Below are 14,499 nucleotides of genomic sequence, written 5' to 3' on the forward strand. Positions count from 1 at the left end.
TCTCACTTACTGCCATTTGACACCCAAGTTTGGCTTCCGGCAGCTAAATTGGCGCCGAGGCACCGGCGCGGCCGCTTTGGTCCTGTCCTAGAATTTTATCTTCTCGATGACTTCACCCTCACGACTTAGCCGTGAAAGGTCAGCCAAGTTGGCCTACGCATGCGCATGCCGATGGCTCGCGCCAACAGAACGATCGCAGCGGCCCGTTGCAGATGACCGCTGCAAAGCACATCGTCGATCCGATTCACCTATTCACGGTCTTGGCCCTGTTGCATCGACTGGCGAAGTACAGTGGTGTTCATGCCCAACGCCTTGCTCGGACTTGGCAATCTCACGTATTGATCACCGCGAAGCGCCGCCATGGTCCTGTTAACGCTGGATAGCCGGTTTTGTGCGGTGCTGACGGCGAGGTCACCGCGCCTAACCACGTCACGAATGCCTGCCACCGATCACAGTGCGCCTTGACCGTGCCGTAATGACCGCCGCCGAACATGTCTTTCAGCGCCTGCGGCCCTGCGTAGCTCAATTGCCTGCCATAGCCGAAATTACGACCATCGCGCCTACCCACCAGTGCCATGTCGGTCACCTCTTCTGCTGTTCTCCGATCCTCGCCCCACGTCATCCCGCCAAGAATGTTTAGTGTTATCAGGGATCAAGGCCCCTGCGACCTGTGGGGAATGTCCTCTTCGCGGGACTGGCGGCTCCGTACGTCCGGGAGCAAGGGCATCTCATGATCTGGCCTCCTGAGCACCGTTACCGGTGGGCGGGTGGAGGCAGCGCTGGCTGACTAAACCAGCGCCTGAAGATCCTGAGCCGGGTGAACGCAGCAATGCGATGACCGGGGCATGCCTGACTGTCAGTCAGGTGCAGTCCATTCCTTGGTCTGCGGCACCATCATCGACATCGCTGTTGCTGGTGACATCGACGTTTGTCACGCCGATTGTCACGAGGGGGAATGACGCAAAGCCAAGTGCGATAAGGGCTGCAGCAGTGGTAGAAGTGCCCGTCTCTTTCCACAGAAAGAGACGGGCACAGGTTGGCGCAATAGTCGGCCAAGCGGATAGGTTGCTGCAGGACAGCGAGGTACGGTGTAGCTGGCGCACGAGCGCCATATGTGTAAGAGCATCCATCACCTGGGAGGTGACCGGGCGAGCTGCCGGATGCGAATCGCCCTTGGGGAGAACCACCGCGGGAGCGGCGTGACCTTGAAGGTTCGGGCCACCTGGGATGCTGTCATCGACAGCCTTTGCACGGCCAGTTCTACGCCTGTGGATAAACCCGGTCAAGGGCAGAAATTCAGCGCTCTTGGGGACGTGAAAAGCGGTTATCCACCGGTGGAATTCCGTGGTAAATCCCGGACAACGTCGTGGCTTTTAGCTCTTCAAAGTGAGGTCCATCCAAACAGGGCGGCTTTGCAGCCCTGTTTGAATGGACCCGCGTGAAAGAGCATCCAGCACCGATCTTGCAGGCTCACCCGCGATTGAATGCGCCATGACCATTTGGCAAGGCGGTGACGTTGTCGCCTACCGGATGGGCAAACTCATGCGGAGTGACATGGCCCGATCTGTTGGCATCGATGTAGTTACTCCACCACGCCATGATCAACCGACGCTGCTCCAGAAACTGGGCCTTGTGGATGTACGCAGCGCGCACGCGGTTACGCTCCTGATGGCTCATCTGCCGCTCAATCGCCGCGTCCGTCCACAGCCCTGATTCGAGCAAGGCACTACAAGCCATGGTCCTGAAACCATGCCCGCACACGTCCTTGGTGGTGTCGTACCCCATATTGCGCAGCACCTGGTTAACCGTATTCTCCGACAAGGGTTTCCAGTACCTGTGGTCACCGGGCAACACCAGTTCAGAGAACCGATTCAAGCTGCGTAGCCGTTCAAGGATCTCGATGACTTGAGGCGATAGCGGCACTATCTGAATGTCTCCACTCATCTTGGTCCCTCGTGTGGAATAGCGGACCCCTTCAATCGGCTTACGGGTATCGGGGATCTCCCACATTGCACGTTGCAGGTCGAATTCATCCCACCGTGCAAAGCGCAGTTCGCTGGAGCGCACGAACACATGCAGCGTCAGTAGCACTGCGAGCCGGGTCAGCTCGCGACCGGTGTAGCTGTCGATTCGGCTCAACAGTTCAGGAAGGCGATTCAGCGAGAGTGCAGGACGATGCACCGTACGCGGTGCTTGAATCGAGCCGGCCAAGTCGAGAGCAGGATTTTGAGTGATCTGCCGCGCCCGCTTCGCCCCTCGCATGATTGTGGATAGATAGTTCTGCACACGCAGCGCGACATCCATGGTGCCGCGATCCTTGACTCGCTGAGTGACCTCAAGAAGATCGTGGGTGTCGAGTTCAGCAATAGGCCGCTGACCGATCAAAGGAAAAACATGGGTACGCAACCTGCTCAGGACCGTCTTGGCGTGGCCCTCAGTCCAGCGCCGAGACATTTCAACATGCCATTCCAGGGCGACGGTCTCGAAGAGAAGGCTCGCGCGCTGGGCAGCGATCTTTGACTTCTGCTTTTCCTCCATCGGATCTAGGTTTTCGAGCAACAGCGCCTTGGCCTCATCGCGCTTGGTCCTCGCAACGGCCAACGAAACGATGGGGTATTTGCCGATGATCAGCGTGCCTTCCTTGCCGTTGGGTTTGAAATACCGCAGCCGCCAAGTCTTCGAGCCGCAGGGCGTGACGTACAGGTACATGCCCCCGCCGTCGAACAGTTTATAAGCACGATCACGCGGTTTGGCCGTGCGGCATTTGAGGTCGCTGAGCGGAATGGCTAGACGTGGCATAGGGGTACGTTCTCCATTCAGGAAAGACGCTGTACCCCAAAAATACCCCCGGTTATTGGGGATTTTGTTGGTTCCCGACGGAGGGTCGCGGAAACGAAAAACCGGCCAGAATGCCGGTTTAGAGGGCTTCCAAAGCATTCAGCGGAATGCAATGGAGCTGGATGTGGTGCCGGAGACAGGAATCGAACCTGCGACCTTCGCGTTACGAGTGCGCTGCTCTACCGACTGAGCTACACCGGCGTGTTGCGCAACGTACCATTGCCGTGTCCGTTACGCAAACCCCTGTTTCACCTCACTTTCACGGCGCCTTGCAGCCATTCGGCGCGAGGTCTTCCTCCACCGTGGTCACGCAGCTCCACCCCGCCTGGGTGCGGGCCAGGGTCACGGTCTTGCCCAGCACATTGGCCGGTGCGTCGGCCAGGGTGCAGGCGATGCTGGCGCTGCCGTCGGCGGCCGTACCGCTGGCGGTGATCGCGCAATGGGCGGTGGCGGGCTGGCCGCCGAGGCTGGCGACGTCGGGCACGTCCTTGCCTTCGTTCAGGCGGATGTCCATCGGCGTTTTCAGCGCGGAGATTTCCAGCAGCGCCGCAGCGGCTTTGGCGCGGGCCTGGTGGTTGGTGTACATGGGGATGGCGATGGTCGCCAGGATGCCGATGATCGCGACGACGATCATCAGTTCGATCAGGGTGATACCTCGTTGCCCTTTCATGAACGGTCTTCCTTCGTAATACATGGAGGCGCGGTCGGCGCATTTCCTCTTGGGTTGCGCCCCGGCCGGCAGGCGCGCAGTAGGCCTGAACCGACACCTTTTGTCACCCCTGCACGGCAGGGCGTCATCTTCGCTGAACTACTCTAGTGAGCGTCATGGAAACGCGCCCGCCCTCGGGCCCGGCAAGCTGTTACGGGGCTTGTCGCCGCACTGCAAAGGACCTTCGCATGCCACCGTCTACCCGCCTCTACGCCTGGGAGGGCATCGATGCCTCCGGCGCTCGTCAACACGGCCAGCAACCGGGGCGCAGCCCGGCATTCGTGCAGGCTTGGCTGCAACGCCAGGGCATCCGGGCCACGCGGGTGCGGCTGGCGGGTGGGTTGCAGTGGCGTTGGCCGCAGCGGGCGGGCAAGGCGGATGCGCCGGGGTTCAGCCGGCAGCTGGCGACCTTGCTGACGGCGGGGGTGCCGTTGCTGCAGGCGTTCGAGGTGATGGCGCGCAGCACGGTGGACAGCGGCATGGCGGCGTTGCTTGGGCGGTTGAAACAGGATGTGGCGGCGGGGCTGGGGCTGGCGGAGGCGTTGCAGCGGCATCCGGCGTGGTTCGATGCGCTGTACTGCAACCTGGTGCGGGTGGGCGAGCAGTCGGGCACGCTGGACCGGCAGCTGGAGCAGATGGCGAGGATGCTGGAGAAGCGCCAGGCGCTGCGGCAGAAGGTGCGCAAGGCGATGCTGTATCCGGCGCTGTTGCTGCTGACCGGGCTCGGGGTGGCGGCGTTGTTGCTGCTGGAGGTGGTGCCGCGGTTTCAGGGGCTGTTTGCCAGTTTCGACAAGGCGCTGCCGGCATTTACCCAGTGGGTGATCGATTTATCCACAGGGCTGGGCAATCACATGGGGTGGCTGGTGCTGTTGATAACTGTGTTGGGGTTTGGTGGGCGGGAGGTTTATCGGCGGTATCTGCCGGCGCGACTGTGGATAGTGCGCTGGGGGTTGCGGGTGCCGGTGGTCGGCACCTTGCTCGGGCAGGCGGCGTTGGCGCGGTTTGCGCGCAGCCTGGCGACGTCCTATAGCGCAGGGGTGGCGTTGCTGGATGCGCTGGCAACGGTGGCGCCGGTCAGTGGCAACTGCCTGCATGAGCGGGCGATCCTGGCGTTGCGCCAGGGCGTGGCCAATGGCGCGAGCCTGCAACAGGCGATGGAGGCGGACGGGCTGTTCCCGCCGCTGCTGCGCCAGCTGGTGGCGGTCGGCGAGGCCAGCGGCACCCTCGACACCATGCTGGACAAGGCCGCGCTACATTACGAAGAGCAGGTGAGCCAGGCGCTGGAGCAGTTGACCACGCTGCTGGAGCCGGCCATCGTGCTGATCCTCGGGCTGCTGGTGGGGGGCCTTGTCGTGGCGATGTACTTGCCGATCTTTCAGTTGGGTAGCCTGATCTGAACATGAATGCCTGGGCCGTAATCGTCGATCATCCGCCGTTCTTCTATGCCCTGGCCGCTGTGCTGGGGTTGCTGGTGGGCAGTTTTCTCAATGTGCTTGTGTACCGGCTGCCGCTGATGCTCGAGCGCCAGTGGCAGCGGGAGGCGCAGGAGGTGCTGGGGCTGCCCCAGGCCGAGCACGAGCGTTTCGACCTGTGTTTGCCGGCGTCGCGCTGCCCGCATTGCCAGCGCCCGATCCGGGCGTGGGAAAACATTCCGCTGTTGAGTTACCTGGCCTTGCGCGGGCGTTGCGCGGGGTGCAAGGCGCGGATCAGTGTGCGTTATCCACTGGTGGAGCTGGCCACTGCCCTGCTGTCGCTGTTGGTGGCCTGGCATTTCGGGCCGGGCGTGCAGGCGCTGGCGGTGATGCTGCTGACCTGGGGGCTGATCGGCTTGAGCCTGATCGATGCCGAGCACCAGTTGCTGCCGGATGTGCTGGTGCTGCCGCTGTTGTGGCTGGGGTTGGTGGTCAACGCCTTCGGGCTGCTGGTGCCGCTGGCCGATGCGGTGTGGGGCGCGGTGGCGGGTTACCTGAGCCTGTGGACGGTGTACTGGGTGTTCAAGCTGGTGACCGGCAAGGAGGGCATGGGCTTTGGCGACTTCAAGCTGCTGGCCATGCTCGGGGCCTGGGGCGGTTGGCAGGTTTTGCCGCTGACCTTGATGCTGGCCTCCCTGGTGGGGGCGCTGGTCGGGCTGACGTTGGTGCGGCTTAAGCGCACGCAAATGGGCGCTGCGCTGCCTTTCGGGCCTTATCTGGCCATTGCGGGGTGGATCGCCGTGCTCTGGGGTGATGAAATAGTCGCCTCATACCTGCAACTGCTTGGAACCTGATGAGCACAGCGCCCTTCACCCCCTGGATTCTTGGCCTGACCGGCGGCATCGGCAGCGGCAAGAGCGCCGCCGCCGAGCGTTTCGTCGAGCTGGGCGTGCACCTGGTCGATGCCGACCAGGCCGCGCGCTGGGTTGTCGAGCCTGGGCGCCCTGCCCTGGCCAGCATCGTCGAGCGCTTTGGCCCGGGCGTATTGCTCGACGACGGCCAGCTCGACCGTGGCGCCCTGCGCCAGCTGATCTTCGCCGACCCTGCGCACCGGCAATGGCTGGAGCAGCTGCTGCACCCGCTGATCGGCCAGGAGATCTTCAGCTACCTGGCCAAGGCCGAGACGCCCTACGCGGTGTATGTGTCGCCGCTGTTGATCGAGTCGGGGCAGCACCAGAAGACCCAGCGCATCCTGGTGATCGATGCCCCTGCCGAGCTGCAGGTGCAACGCACCCTGGCGCGCGACAACACCAGCCCGGAACAGGTGCAGGCGATTCTCAAGGCCCAGCTGGCCCGGGAAGAGCGCCTGCGCCATGCCGATGACGTGGTGGTCAACGACCGTGACCTGCAATCGCTGCACGACGACATCGACCGCCTGCACCACTTTTACCTGACTTTGCGAGGAGGCCAGCCATGAGCCAGCCGATGACCGTTGATTGCCCGACCTGTGGCGCGCCTGTGGAATGGGGGGAGAAGAGCCCGTTCCGGCCGTTCTGCTCGGACCGCTGCAAGCTGATCGACCTGGGGGCCTGGGCGGCCGAGGAGCACAAGATCGCGGGGGCGGAAGAGTCCGAGGATGAGCTGTATTCGGGGGACCTGGAGCCGCGGCATTGAGGCAGGCGTTTTTGCAGCGCTGATGGGGGCGGCATTGCTGGGGCTGCTCTGCAGCCCTTTCGCGACACAAGGCCGCTCCTACAGGGGAACGCGATCACTTGTAGGAGCGGCCTTGTGTCGCGAAAGGGCCGCAGAGCGGCCCCAGAAAGCATCACCGCTCTTCATCCTTCCACGGCGCTTGCAGATAGCGGCTGCGGTTAAAGGTCTCCAGCCACTCGGGACAGAACACCACCAACGCACTGATCACCGTGCCGTTGATGAACGCCTCGGGGAACATCATCAGCCATAGATAACCAACGAAGTCGCTGAGCCACTCGGGCATGGCAAACCGCTCGTCCATCCACAACACCCCCAGCCCGGCCCCCAGGCACACCAGCACAGTCAACGCCGCGGGGAAGAACCCGCAACAGAAGATATACACAAACAGGTTACGCGGCTGCGCGCGTTCGACCAGGATCGCGCACACCTCGGTGACCAGCACCGGCAAGCCAACGATCAACAGGCCGTTGACGCCAATCGCGGCGAGGTCCTGGCGGCCCATCAGCAACAGGCCAAGCTGGGCGAGAAAGCCGCCAAGCACTGCCAGCGGCCAGTCCAGCAGCAAGGTCACGGCGGTCATGCCGATGAAGTGATACGACACGCCAGTATCGAAATCGCGCCGCACCAGCCAGAGAATGAACAGGCAGAACACCGTGCCAAACAGCAGATGCTGACGGCGGGTATCGGTGAACAGCTCCACCCAGCGGGTGCGGCTGGCGGCCCAGACCAGCAGGGGCACGTAACCTATCCAGCCAAGGGTAAGGCTGGTACTGGACAAGACCTGTGCGCTGATCACCTGAACACTATCCCTGTCGGCCATGTGGACAAGCCTGAGTCTACACCCATTCTCCCTTTTGGCCGGTTGCTATAGGCTTGCACCTCCCTTCGCTGCAGGATGCATCCGCTATGCCTGAAGGACTTAACCTGCCACTGCTGCTCGGCGCGGCGTTCAGCGCCATCGCCGGCGTGCTGCACCTGGCGGTGATCGCCGTTGGCCCGCGCTGGTACCGCTTGTTCGGTGCCGGCGAGCGCATGGCCAGGGCCGCAGAGCAAGGGCGCGCCTACCCGGCCCTGGTCACCGCGGCAATCGCGGCGATACTGCTCGTCTGGTCGGCCTATGCGTTGTCGGCGGCCGGGCTGATCCGACCGTTACCTTTACTCTTGCCGGTGATCTGCCTGATTACCTCGGTGTACCTGGCCCGGGGCCTGCTGGGGCCGCTGGCGCTGGCCGGCACCGGGCGCAGCCGGCGTTTCATCGCGGTCAGTTCGGCGATCTGCCTGGGCGGTGGGCTGCTGCATCTGTTCGGCGTGGTCCAGCAATGGCTGGTGCTGGGCTGATTCCCACGCACAAACAGCATCTTACCGTCATCAATTAGCGACTAAGCTTGTCCCCATGGATGACTCAGACTACCTGCGCCTGCTCACCATCCAGGCCGAGCAAGCCAATGCGTTCCTGTCCAATGCCCGCAAATGGGAGCGCGAGCGTTGGGTCTGCCAGCGCCTGCTGCAAGGCTTGAACATCCCCTACCGCAGCGAGGACTTCACCCCGGCCGGGCAAGAGCCGCCGGACGTGCTGTTCCGCGACGCGGCGTTCGAGGTGTTTTTCGTGCTCGACGAGGGCCGCCGGCTCAACGACGAATGGCGCGAGGAACTGCAACGGCGGCGCAGCGCGTTTTCCCTGGCCCAGCTGGTGCGCCGCGAGCAGCGGCCCCGGCGCATCAGCGCCCAGGAGCTGCTCGGGCGCCTGGCGCCGACCTTGCGCAAGAAGTCGCACAACTACCGCGAGCGCGGACTCGACCTGGGCGAGCTGGACATCATCGCCTTCGCCAGCCTCAAGCGCGAGGTGCTCGACCTCAACAGCCATTTCCCACCGCCCACCGAGTACCTGCGCCAGGGCTGGCGCTCCTTGTCGCTGGTGGGGCCGACCTTTGCCCGGGTGCTGTTCGCCCACCCGGACGCGCCGGACTTCCTGCGCGGCAACCTGGGGCGCAGCATCGTGTTCGACGTAGGCATCAGTCTTTGATCCAGTGCCGGGTGTCTTTGCGATCACGTACACTCGGCGCCAGGGATAGAAAGCATTATCATTCGACCCATGCGTTTGCGTGAACGCTGTGGCGTACACGCAGTCACAAACGTCTATCTGACGAGGCCCACCATGACCAGCCGCCTGAATCCTGAAGATCAGCGTCGCGTCGATGAGTATCTGAGCGCCCCCCAGCATCAAGTCGAGCGCCGGCCCTTCCGGCCATGGCTGCTCCTGTTGCTGGTGGTGGCCGTGACCATCGGTCTGGGCCTGTTGAGCCGCCTGCTGAGTGGACTGGTGCTATGAGCTGCCTTGCGCTCGCCCACCCCTCGTGCCGGATGCGGCCGGACCTTGTGTCCACGAATTCCGTAAAACTTGTGAGATATCCCCATGACTCATCGCATCGTGATTGTCGGCGGCGGCGCCGGCGGCCTGGAACTGGCGACCCGCCTGGGTAAAAGCCTGGGCAAGCGCAAACAGGCCGAGATCACCCTGGTTGATGCCAACCTGACGCACATCTGGAAGCCGCTGCTGCACGAAGTGGCGGCCGGCTCGCTGAACTCCTCGGAAGACGAACTGAACTACGTGGCCCAGGCCAAGTGGAACCACTTCAACTTCCAGATGGGGCGCATGAGTGGCCTGGACCGCGAGAGCAAACTGATCCAGCTGGCCGCGACCCTCGACGACGAGGGCCGCGAGCTGCTCCCTGCGCGCACCCTCGGCTACGACACCCTGGTGATCGCCGTGGGCAGCAACACCAACGACTTCGGCACCCTGGGCGCGGCGCAGCACTGCCTGTTCCTCGACAGCCGCAAGCAGGCCGAGCGCTTCCACCAGCAGCTGCTCAACCACTACCTGCGTGCCCACGCGGGCGACGTGGCCAGCGAGCAGATCAGCGTGGCCATCGTCGGCGCTGGCGCCACCGGCGTGGAGCTGGCGGCCGAGCTGCACAACGCCGCCCATGAGCTGGCAGCCTATGGCCTGGACAAAATCCAGCCCAAAGACATGCACATCACCCTCATCGAAGCCGGCCCACGGGTGTTGCCGGCGCTGCCGGAGCGCATCAGCGTGCCGGTGCACAAGACCCTGGAAAAGCTCGGGGTGACGGTGATGACCAACGCCGCGGTCAGCGAAGTGACGGCCGATGGCCTGAAGACCGCCTCGGGCGAAGTGATCCAGGCCAGCCTCAAGGTATGGGCGGCGGGCATTCGCGCGCCGGGCTTCCTCAAGGACATCGACGGCCTGGAAACCAACCGCATCAACCAGCTGGTGGTGCGCCCGACCTTGCAGACCACCCTGGACGACAACATCTTCGCCTTCGGCGACTGCGCCGCCTGCCCGCAGCCGGGCAGCGACCGCAACGTGCCGCCACGGGCCCAGGCCGCGCACCAGCAGGCGTCCTTGCTGGCCAAGAGCCTGAAGGCGCGCCTGGAGAACAAGGCGCTGCCGAGCTACGAGTACAAGGACTACGGCTCGCTGGTGTCGCTGTCGCGCTTCTCGGCGGTGGGTAATTTGATGGGTAATTTGATGGGCAGTGTGAAGCTGGAGGGCTGGTTGGCGCGGATGTTCTATGTGTCGCTGTACCGCATGCACCAGATGGCGCTGTATGGGTTCTTCCGCACGGCGATGATGATGCTGGGTAGCAAGATTGGCCGGGGCACCGAGCCGCGTCTGAAGCTGCACTGAGATCTTGAGATTCTGGGGCTGCTGCGCAGCCCTTTCGCGACACAAGGCCGCTCCTACAGGGGGCTGCGATCGCCTGTAGGAGCGGCCTTGTGTCGCGAAAGGGCCGCAAAGCGGCCCCAGCGATTCAACGGACCACGCGATACGTGCTCTGCACGAACCCGCTCTCGTAACTGGTCGTCCTCATGTGCTGCAACGGCACATCCCTCGCCAAATCACCGAACAACGGTATCCCCTGCCCCAGCAGCACGGGAATGCGGGTGATGGTCAGCTCGTCCACCAACCCCTCGCGCAAGAACCCCTGAATCAGCTTGCCGCCATCCAGGTACAGGCTCTTCGCGCCCGTGGCCTGCAGGTGCTCGAGCAACACCGGGATCGGCCCCGGATGCAACTCGACGCGCTCTGGCACACCCCTGGGCAGCGCCTCGAGGGTACTGCTGACCACCACCACCCGCGTATCCGGATACGGCCACTCGCCAAAGGTCATGACCTTGTCGAAAGTCCCGCGCCCCATTACCAGCGTATCGACACCCGCCATGAACCCGGCGTAGCCATGGTCGTCAGCAGACTGGGTGGCGCCCATCAACCAATCGAGGCCGCCATCTTCACGGGCGATGTAGCCATCCAGGCTGGTGGCGATGAAAACACTGGCTTTGAGTGGCATGCGCGGGCGCTCCTGCAGGCAGAGGCAACAGGGTAGCAAAGGGCGGGGAGATAAATCGCGGGCAAAAGAAAAAGGGCATCTCAGTCGAGATGCCCTTTTTACATGGTGGGTCGTGTAGGATTCGAACCTACGACCAATTGGTTAAAAGCCAACTGCTCTACCAACTGAGCTAACGACCCGGAAAATGGTCGGGGTGAGGGGATTCGAACTCCTGACATCCTGCTCCCAAAGCAGGCGCGCTACCGGACTGCGCTACACCCCGAGATTGGCTCCGCGACCTGGACTCGAACCAGGGACCCAATGATTAACAGTCATTTGCTCTACCGACTGAGCTATCGCGGAACTGAACTTCGGTACATCTTTACTGCTTCGAAGCCTGTGTTAGCTTCGAACTCTTTAGCTGCTTCGCTTTCGCGTTGTCGCTGCTGAGGCCGGCTATTCTACATTCTTCGTTTTGCTTGTCAACCACTTTTTTTCGTTCAACTTACTGATTTGTAAGTTGTTTTGCGATCCCCGATGTTGCTGGTGATTCGCTCAGTGCCTGACAGCGGGGCGAATATTAGGGGCACTCCGAATTTTGTGCAAGCACTTTTTTCAAAATTTTCAGCAAGTTAGCTTGGAAGCCGGAAAATCAGGGGTTTGCGCTGCATGCCCCGCGATGGCGTCGGGACAACCTACATAAAAAAGCCCCGCTTTCGCGGGGCTCTTCAACTACCGCCGTGATCAGGCGAAGACGATTTCCTCGCCCTGCACCTTCGCAGTGATCGCCGCGCCAGGCAAAAACTCGCCAGACAGAATCAGCTGCGCCAGCGGGTTCTCGATCCAACGCTGGATCGCGCGCTTGAGTGGCCGTGCGCCGTACACCGGGTCGTAACCCACGGCGATCAGCTTGTCCAACGCCTCCGGGCTCAGGCTCAGCGACAACTCGCGCTCGGCCAGGCGACCCCGCAGGCGGCCAAGCTGGATTTCGGTGATGCCGGCAATCTGCTCGCGGCCCAGCGGTTCGAACACCACCACTTCGTCGATGCGGTTGATGAACTCCGGACGGAAGTGCGCGCCCACCGCGTCCATCACCGCCGCACGCTGTGCCTCGCGGTCACCGGCCAGTTCCTGGATCTGCGCCGAGCCCAGGTTGGAGGTCATCACGATCACAGTGTTGCGGAAGTCCACGGTACGGCCGTGACTGTCGGTCAGGCGTCCATCCTCGAGCACCTGCAGCAGCACGTTGAACACATCCGGGTGGGCTTTCTCCACCTCGTCGAGCAGCACCACCGAGTACGGCTTGCGGCGCACGGCCTCGGTCAGGTAGCCACCCTCTTCATAGCCCACATAGCCTGGTGGAGCGCCGATCAGCCGCGCCACGGAGTGTTTCTCCATGAACTCGGACATGTCGATGCGCACCATGGCCTCTTCGGTGTCGAACAAGAACTCGGCCAATGCCTTGCACAGCTCGGTCTTGCCCACCCCGGTGGGCCCAAGGAACAGGAACGAGCCACTCGGGCGGTTCGGGTCGGACAGCCCGGCGCGGGAACGGCGCACGGCGTTGGCCACGGCGGTCACCGCCTCGTCCTGGCCGATCACCCGCTCATGCAGCAAGCTCTCCATCTTCAGCAGCTTCTCGCGCTCGCCTTCGAGCATCTTGGCCACCGGGATGCCGGTCCACTTGGACACCACTTCGGCGATTTCTTCCTCGGTCACCTTGTTGCGCAGCAACTGGTTTTCGCTCTTGCCGTGCTGGTCGACCATCTGCAGGCTGCGCTCCAGGTCCGGGATCACCCCGTACTGCAGCTCGGCCATGCGGCTGAGGTCGCCCTTGCGGCGGGCGGCCTCCAGCTCCTGGCGGGCCTGCTCGATCTTCTGCTGGATCTGCGCCGAGCCTTGTACCTCGGCCTTTTCCGAGGCCCAGATTTCTTCGAGGTCGGAATACTCGCGCTCCAGGCGCTCGATTTCCTCGGTGAGTTTTTCCAGGCGCTTCTTCGCCGCTTCGTCTTCTTCCTTCTTCAGCGCCTGGGATTCCACCTTCAGCTGGATCAGGCGACGGTCGAGGCGGTCGAGCACCTCGGGCTTGGAATCGATCTCCATGCGGATGCGGCTGGCGGCTTCGTCGATCAGGTCGATGGCCTTGTCCGGCAGTTGGCGGTCAGAGATGTAGCGGTGGCTGAGCTTGGCCGCGGCGATGATCGCGCCGTCGGTGATGGCCACCTTGTGGTGCACTTCATAGCGTTCTTTCAGGCCGCGCAGGATGGCGATGGTGTCTTCCTCGCTCGGCTCCTCCACCAGCACCTTCTGGAAGCGGCGCTCGAGGGCGGCGTCCTTCTCGATGAACTGGCGGTACTCGTTGAGCGTGGTGGCGCCGACGCAGTGCAGCTCGCCACGGGCCAGGGCCGGCTTGAGCATGTTGCCGGCGTCCATGGCGCCCTCGCCCTTGCCGGCGCCGACCATGGTGTGCAGCTCGTCGATGAACAGGATGATCTGGCCTTCCTGCTTGCTCAGTTCGTTGAGCAGGCCTTTAAGGCGCTCTTCGAACTCACCGCGGTACTTGGCGCCGGCGATCAGCGCGCCCATGTCCAGCGCCAGCAGGCGCTTGCCTTTGAGGCCATCGGGCACTTCGCCGTTGATGATGCGCTGGGCCAGGCCTTCGGCGATGGCGGTCTTGCCCACGCCTGGCTCGCCGATCAGCACCGGGTTGTTCTTGGTACGGCGCTGCAGCACCTGCACGGTGCGGCGGATCTCGTCGTCACGGCCGATCACCGGGTCCAGCTTGCCTTCCTCGGCGCGCTTGGTCAGGTCGACGGTGTACTTGTCCAGGGCCTGGCGCGATTCCTCGGCGTTGGCGTCGTTCACCGCCGCGCCGCCGCGCAGGTTGTTGATGGCGTTCTCCAGGGCCTTCTTGCTCACGCCCTGGCCGAGCAGCAGCTTGCCGACCTTGCTGTTCTCGTCCATGGCGGCGAGCAGCACCAGCTCGCTGGAGATGAACTGGTCGCCCTTCTGCTGGGCCAGGCGATCGGCCTGGTTGAGCAGGCGCGCCAGGTCCTGGGACATGTTCACGTCGCCCGTGGGGTTCTGGATTTTCGGCAGCTGGTCGAGCTCTTTGGTCAGCGCCTTGCGCAGGCTGTTGACGTCGAAGCCGACCTGCATCAGCAGCGGCTTGATCGAGCCGCCCTGCTGGTCGATCAGCGCCTGCAGCAGGTGCAGGGGCTCGATGGCCGGGTGGTCCATGCCCACGGCCAGGGATTGGGAATCGGATAACGCCAGTTGCAGCTTGCTGGTCAGTCGGTCTATTCGCATGGGGGATACCTTCCTTTAAAGGGCAGGCGGAGCGATGGACAGCACCTGTAGTGAAGAACCTGCCTGAGATGACCAATAGATAAGGGTGATTCTGGAAGATTCAAGCGTAGCGGGGTTGACGCGGGTCAGCAGGCGGGGAGATGGCTGGGGGCTGCTTTGCAGCCCTTTC

13 protein-coding genes, 4 tRNA genes and 1 pseudogene are annotated in these 14,499 nt (G+C 63.1%); 8 read left to right on the forward strand and 10 right to left on the reverse strand.

The features are described from left to right. Nucleotides 1-117: 117 nt before the first annotated feature. The 4 genes and pseudogenes from NJG22_RS11665 to NJG22_RS11680 all read right to left on the reverse strand — a co-directional run. Nucleotides 118-577, reverse strand: a pseudogene (locus NJG22_RS11665) (integrase); the annotation flags it as partial. Nucleotides 578-1,470: 893 nt separating this feature from the next. After that, on the reverse strand, nt 1,471-2,799 hold the full coding sequence (locus NJG22_RS11670; RefSeq protein WP_253094684.1) for an integrase arm-type DNA-binding domain-containing protein: 1,329 nt from the start codon (nt 2,797-2,799) through the stop codon (nt 1,471-1,473). Nucleotides 2,800-2,963: 164 nt separating this feature from the next. After that, nucleotides 2,964-3,039, reverse strand: a tRNA-Thr gene (locus NJG22_RS11675). A gap of 58 nt (nt 3,040-3,097) precedes the next feature. Then, nucleotides 3,098-3,508, reverse strand: coding sequence for a pilin (locus NJG22_RS11680; RefSeq protein WP_088852781.1), 411 nt, complete (start codon nt 3,506-3,508; stop codon nt 3,098-3,100). Nucleotides 3,509-3,735: 227 nt separating this feature from the next. On the opposite strand from NJG22_RS11680, the gene NJG22_RS11685 reads away from it, so the two are divergent. The 4 genes from NJG22_RS11685 to yacG are packed head-to-tail and all read left to right on the forward strand — an operon-like array spanning nt 3,736 to nt 6,633. Next, nucleotides 3,736-4,944, forward strand: coding sequence for a type II secretion system F family protein (locus NJG22_RS11685; RefSeq protein ID WP_253094686.1), 1,209 nt, complete (start codon nt 3,736-3,738; stop codon nt 4,942-4,944). A gap of 2 nt (nt 4,945-4,946) precedes the next feature. After that, nucleotides 4,947-5,813 (forward strand): A24 family peptidase, encoded by an 867-nt coding sequence (locus tag NJG22_RS11690; protein WP_253094688.1) that lies wholly within the window; start codon nt 4,947-4,949, stop codon nt 5,811-5,813. Next, complete coding sequence (coaE, locus tag NJG22_RS11695) at nt 5,813-6,436, forward strand: dephospho-CoA kinase (protein WP_253094690.1); 624 nt, start codon at nt 5,813-5,815, stop codon at nt 6,434-6,436. Before NJG22_RS11690 ends, coaE begins: the two co-directional genes overlap by 1 nt. Continuing rightward, nucleotides 6,433-6,633 (forward strand): DNA gyrase inhibitor YacG, encoded by a 201-nt coding sequence (gene yacG, locus NJG22_RS11700; protein ID WP_011535705.1) that lies wholly within the window; start codon nt 6,433-6,435, stop codon nt 6,631-6,633. The genes coaE and yacG overlap by 4 nt, the downstream gene beginning before the upstream one ends. 151 nt (nt 6,634-6,784) lie before the next feature. On the opposite strand, the gene NJG22_RS11705 is transcribed toward yacG, so the two are convergent. Further along, the gene (locus NJG22_RS11705; protein ID WP_253094692.1) at nt 6,785-7,492 is read right to left on the reverse strand and encodes an energy-coupling factor ABC transporter permease; all 708 of its coding nucleotides are present in this window, start codon (nt 7,490-7,492) and stop codon (nt 6,785-6,787) included. Between the two features lie 86 nt (nt 7,493-7,578). On the opposite strand from NJG22_RS11705, the gene NJG22_RS11710 reads away from it, so the two are divergent. From NJG22_RS11710 to NJG22_RS11725, 4 genes are all read left to right on the forward strand, one after another. After that, nucleotides 7,579-8,010 (forward strand): hypothetical protein, encoded by a 432-nt coding sequence (locus NJG22_RS11710; RefSeq protein ID WP_253094694.1) that lies wholly within the window; start codon nt 7,579-7,581, stop codon nt 8,008-8,010. A 55-nt stretch (nt 8,011-8,065) separates the two neighbouring features. Further along, nucleotides 8,066-8,695 carry a DUF1780 domain-containing protein gene (locus NJG22_RS11715; RefSeq protein WP_186662695.1) on the forward strand — a complete coding sequence of 210 codons (630 nt, stop codon included), beginning with the start codon at nt 8,066-8,068 and terminating at the stop codon, nt 8,693-8,695. Between the two features lie 132 nt (nt 8,696-8,827). Beyond that, nucleotides 8,828-9,001, forward strand: coding sequence for a DUF3094 family protein (locus NJG22_RS11720; protein WP_023631877.1), 174 nt, complete (start codon nt 8,828-8,830; stop codon nt 8,999-9,001). Nucleotides 9,002-9,085: 84 nt separating this feature from the next. After that, nucleotides 9,086-10,381 (forward strand): NAD(P)/FAD-dependent oxidoreductase, encoded by a 1,296-nt coding sequence (locus NJG22_RS11725; protein ID WP_253094696.1) that lies wholly within the window; start codon nt 9,086-9,088, stop codon nt 10,379-10,381. A gap of 124 nt (nt 10,382-10,505) precedes the next feature. Here the strand turns inward: NJG22_RS11725 and NJG22_RS11730 are convergent, their stop codons facing one another. The 5 genes from NJG22_RS11730 to clpB form a co-directional block, all read right to left on the reverse strand. Next, nucleotides 10,506-11,042, reverse strand: a complete 537-nt coding sequence (locus NJG22_RS11730; protein WP_253094698.1) for a dihydrofolate reductase family protein — start codon at nt 11,040-11,042, stop codon at nt 10,506-10,508. A gap of 103 nt (nt 11,043-11,145) precedes the next feature. Beyond that, nucleotides 11,146-11,221, reverse strand: a tRNA-Lys gene (locus NJG22_RS11735). A 6-nt stretch (nt 11,222-11,227) separates the two neighbouring features. Beyond that, a tRNA-Pro gene (locus NJG22_RS11740) sits at nt 11,228-11,304 on the reverse strand. 4 nt (nt 11,305-11,308) lie between these two features. After that, nucleotides 11,309-11,384: transfer RNA gene (locus NJG22_RS11745), tRNA-Asn, on the reverse strand. 381 nt (nt 11,385-11,765) lie between these two features. Continuing rightward, nucleotides 11,766-14,330 carry an ATP-dependent chaperone ClpB gene (clpB, locus tag NJG22_RS11750; protein ID WP_253094699.1) on the reverse strand — a complete coding sequence of 855 codons (2,565 nt, stop codon included), beginning with the start codon at nt 14,328-14,330 and terminating at the stop codon, nt 11,766-11,768. Nucleotides 14,331-14,499 lie beyond the last annotated feature (169 nt).

Origin of the sequence: Pseudomonas sp. VA159-2 (genome assembly GCF_024126635.1) — a bacterium.
Classification (GTDB): domain Bacteria; phylum Pseudomonadota; class Gammaproteobacteria; order Pseudomonadales; family Pseudomonadaceae; genus Aquipseudomonas; species Aquipseudomonas muyukensis.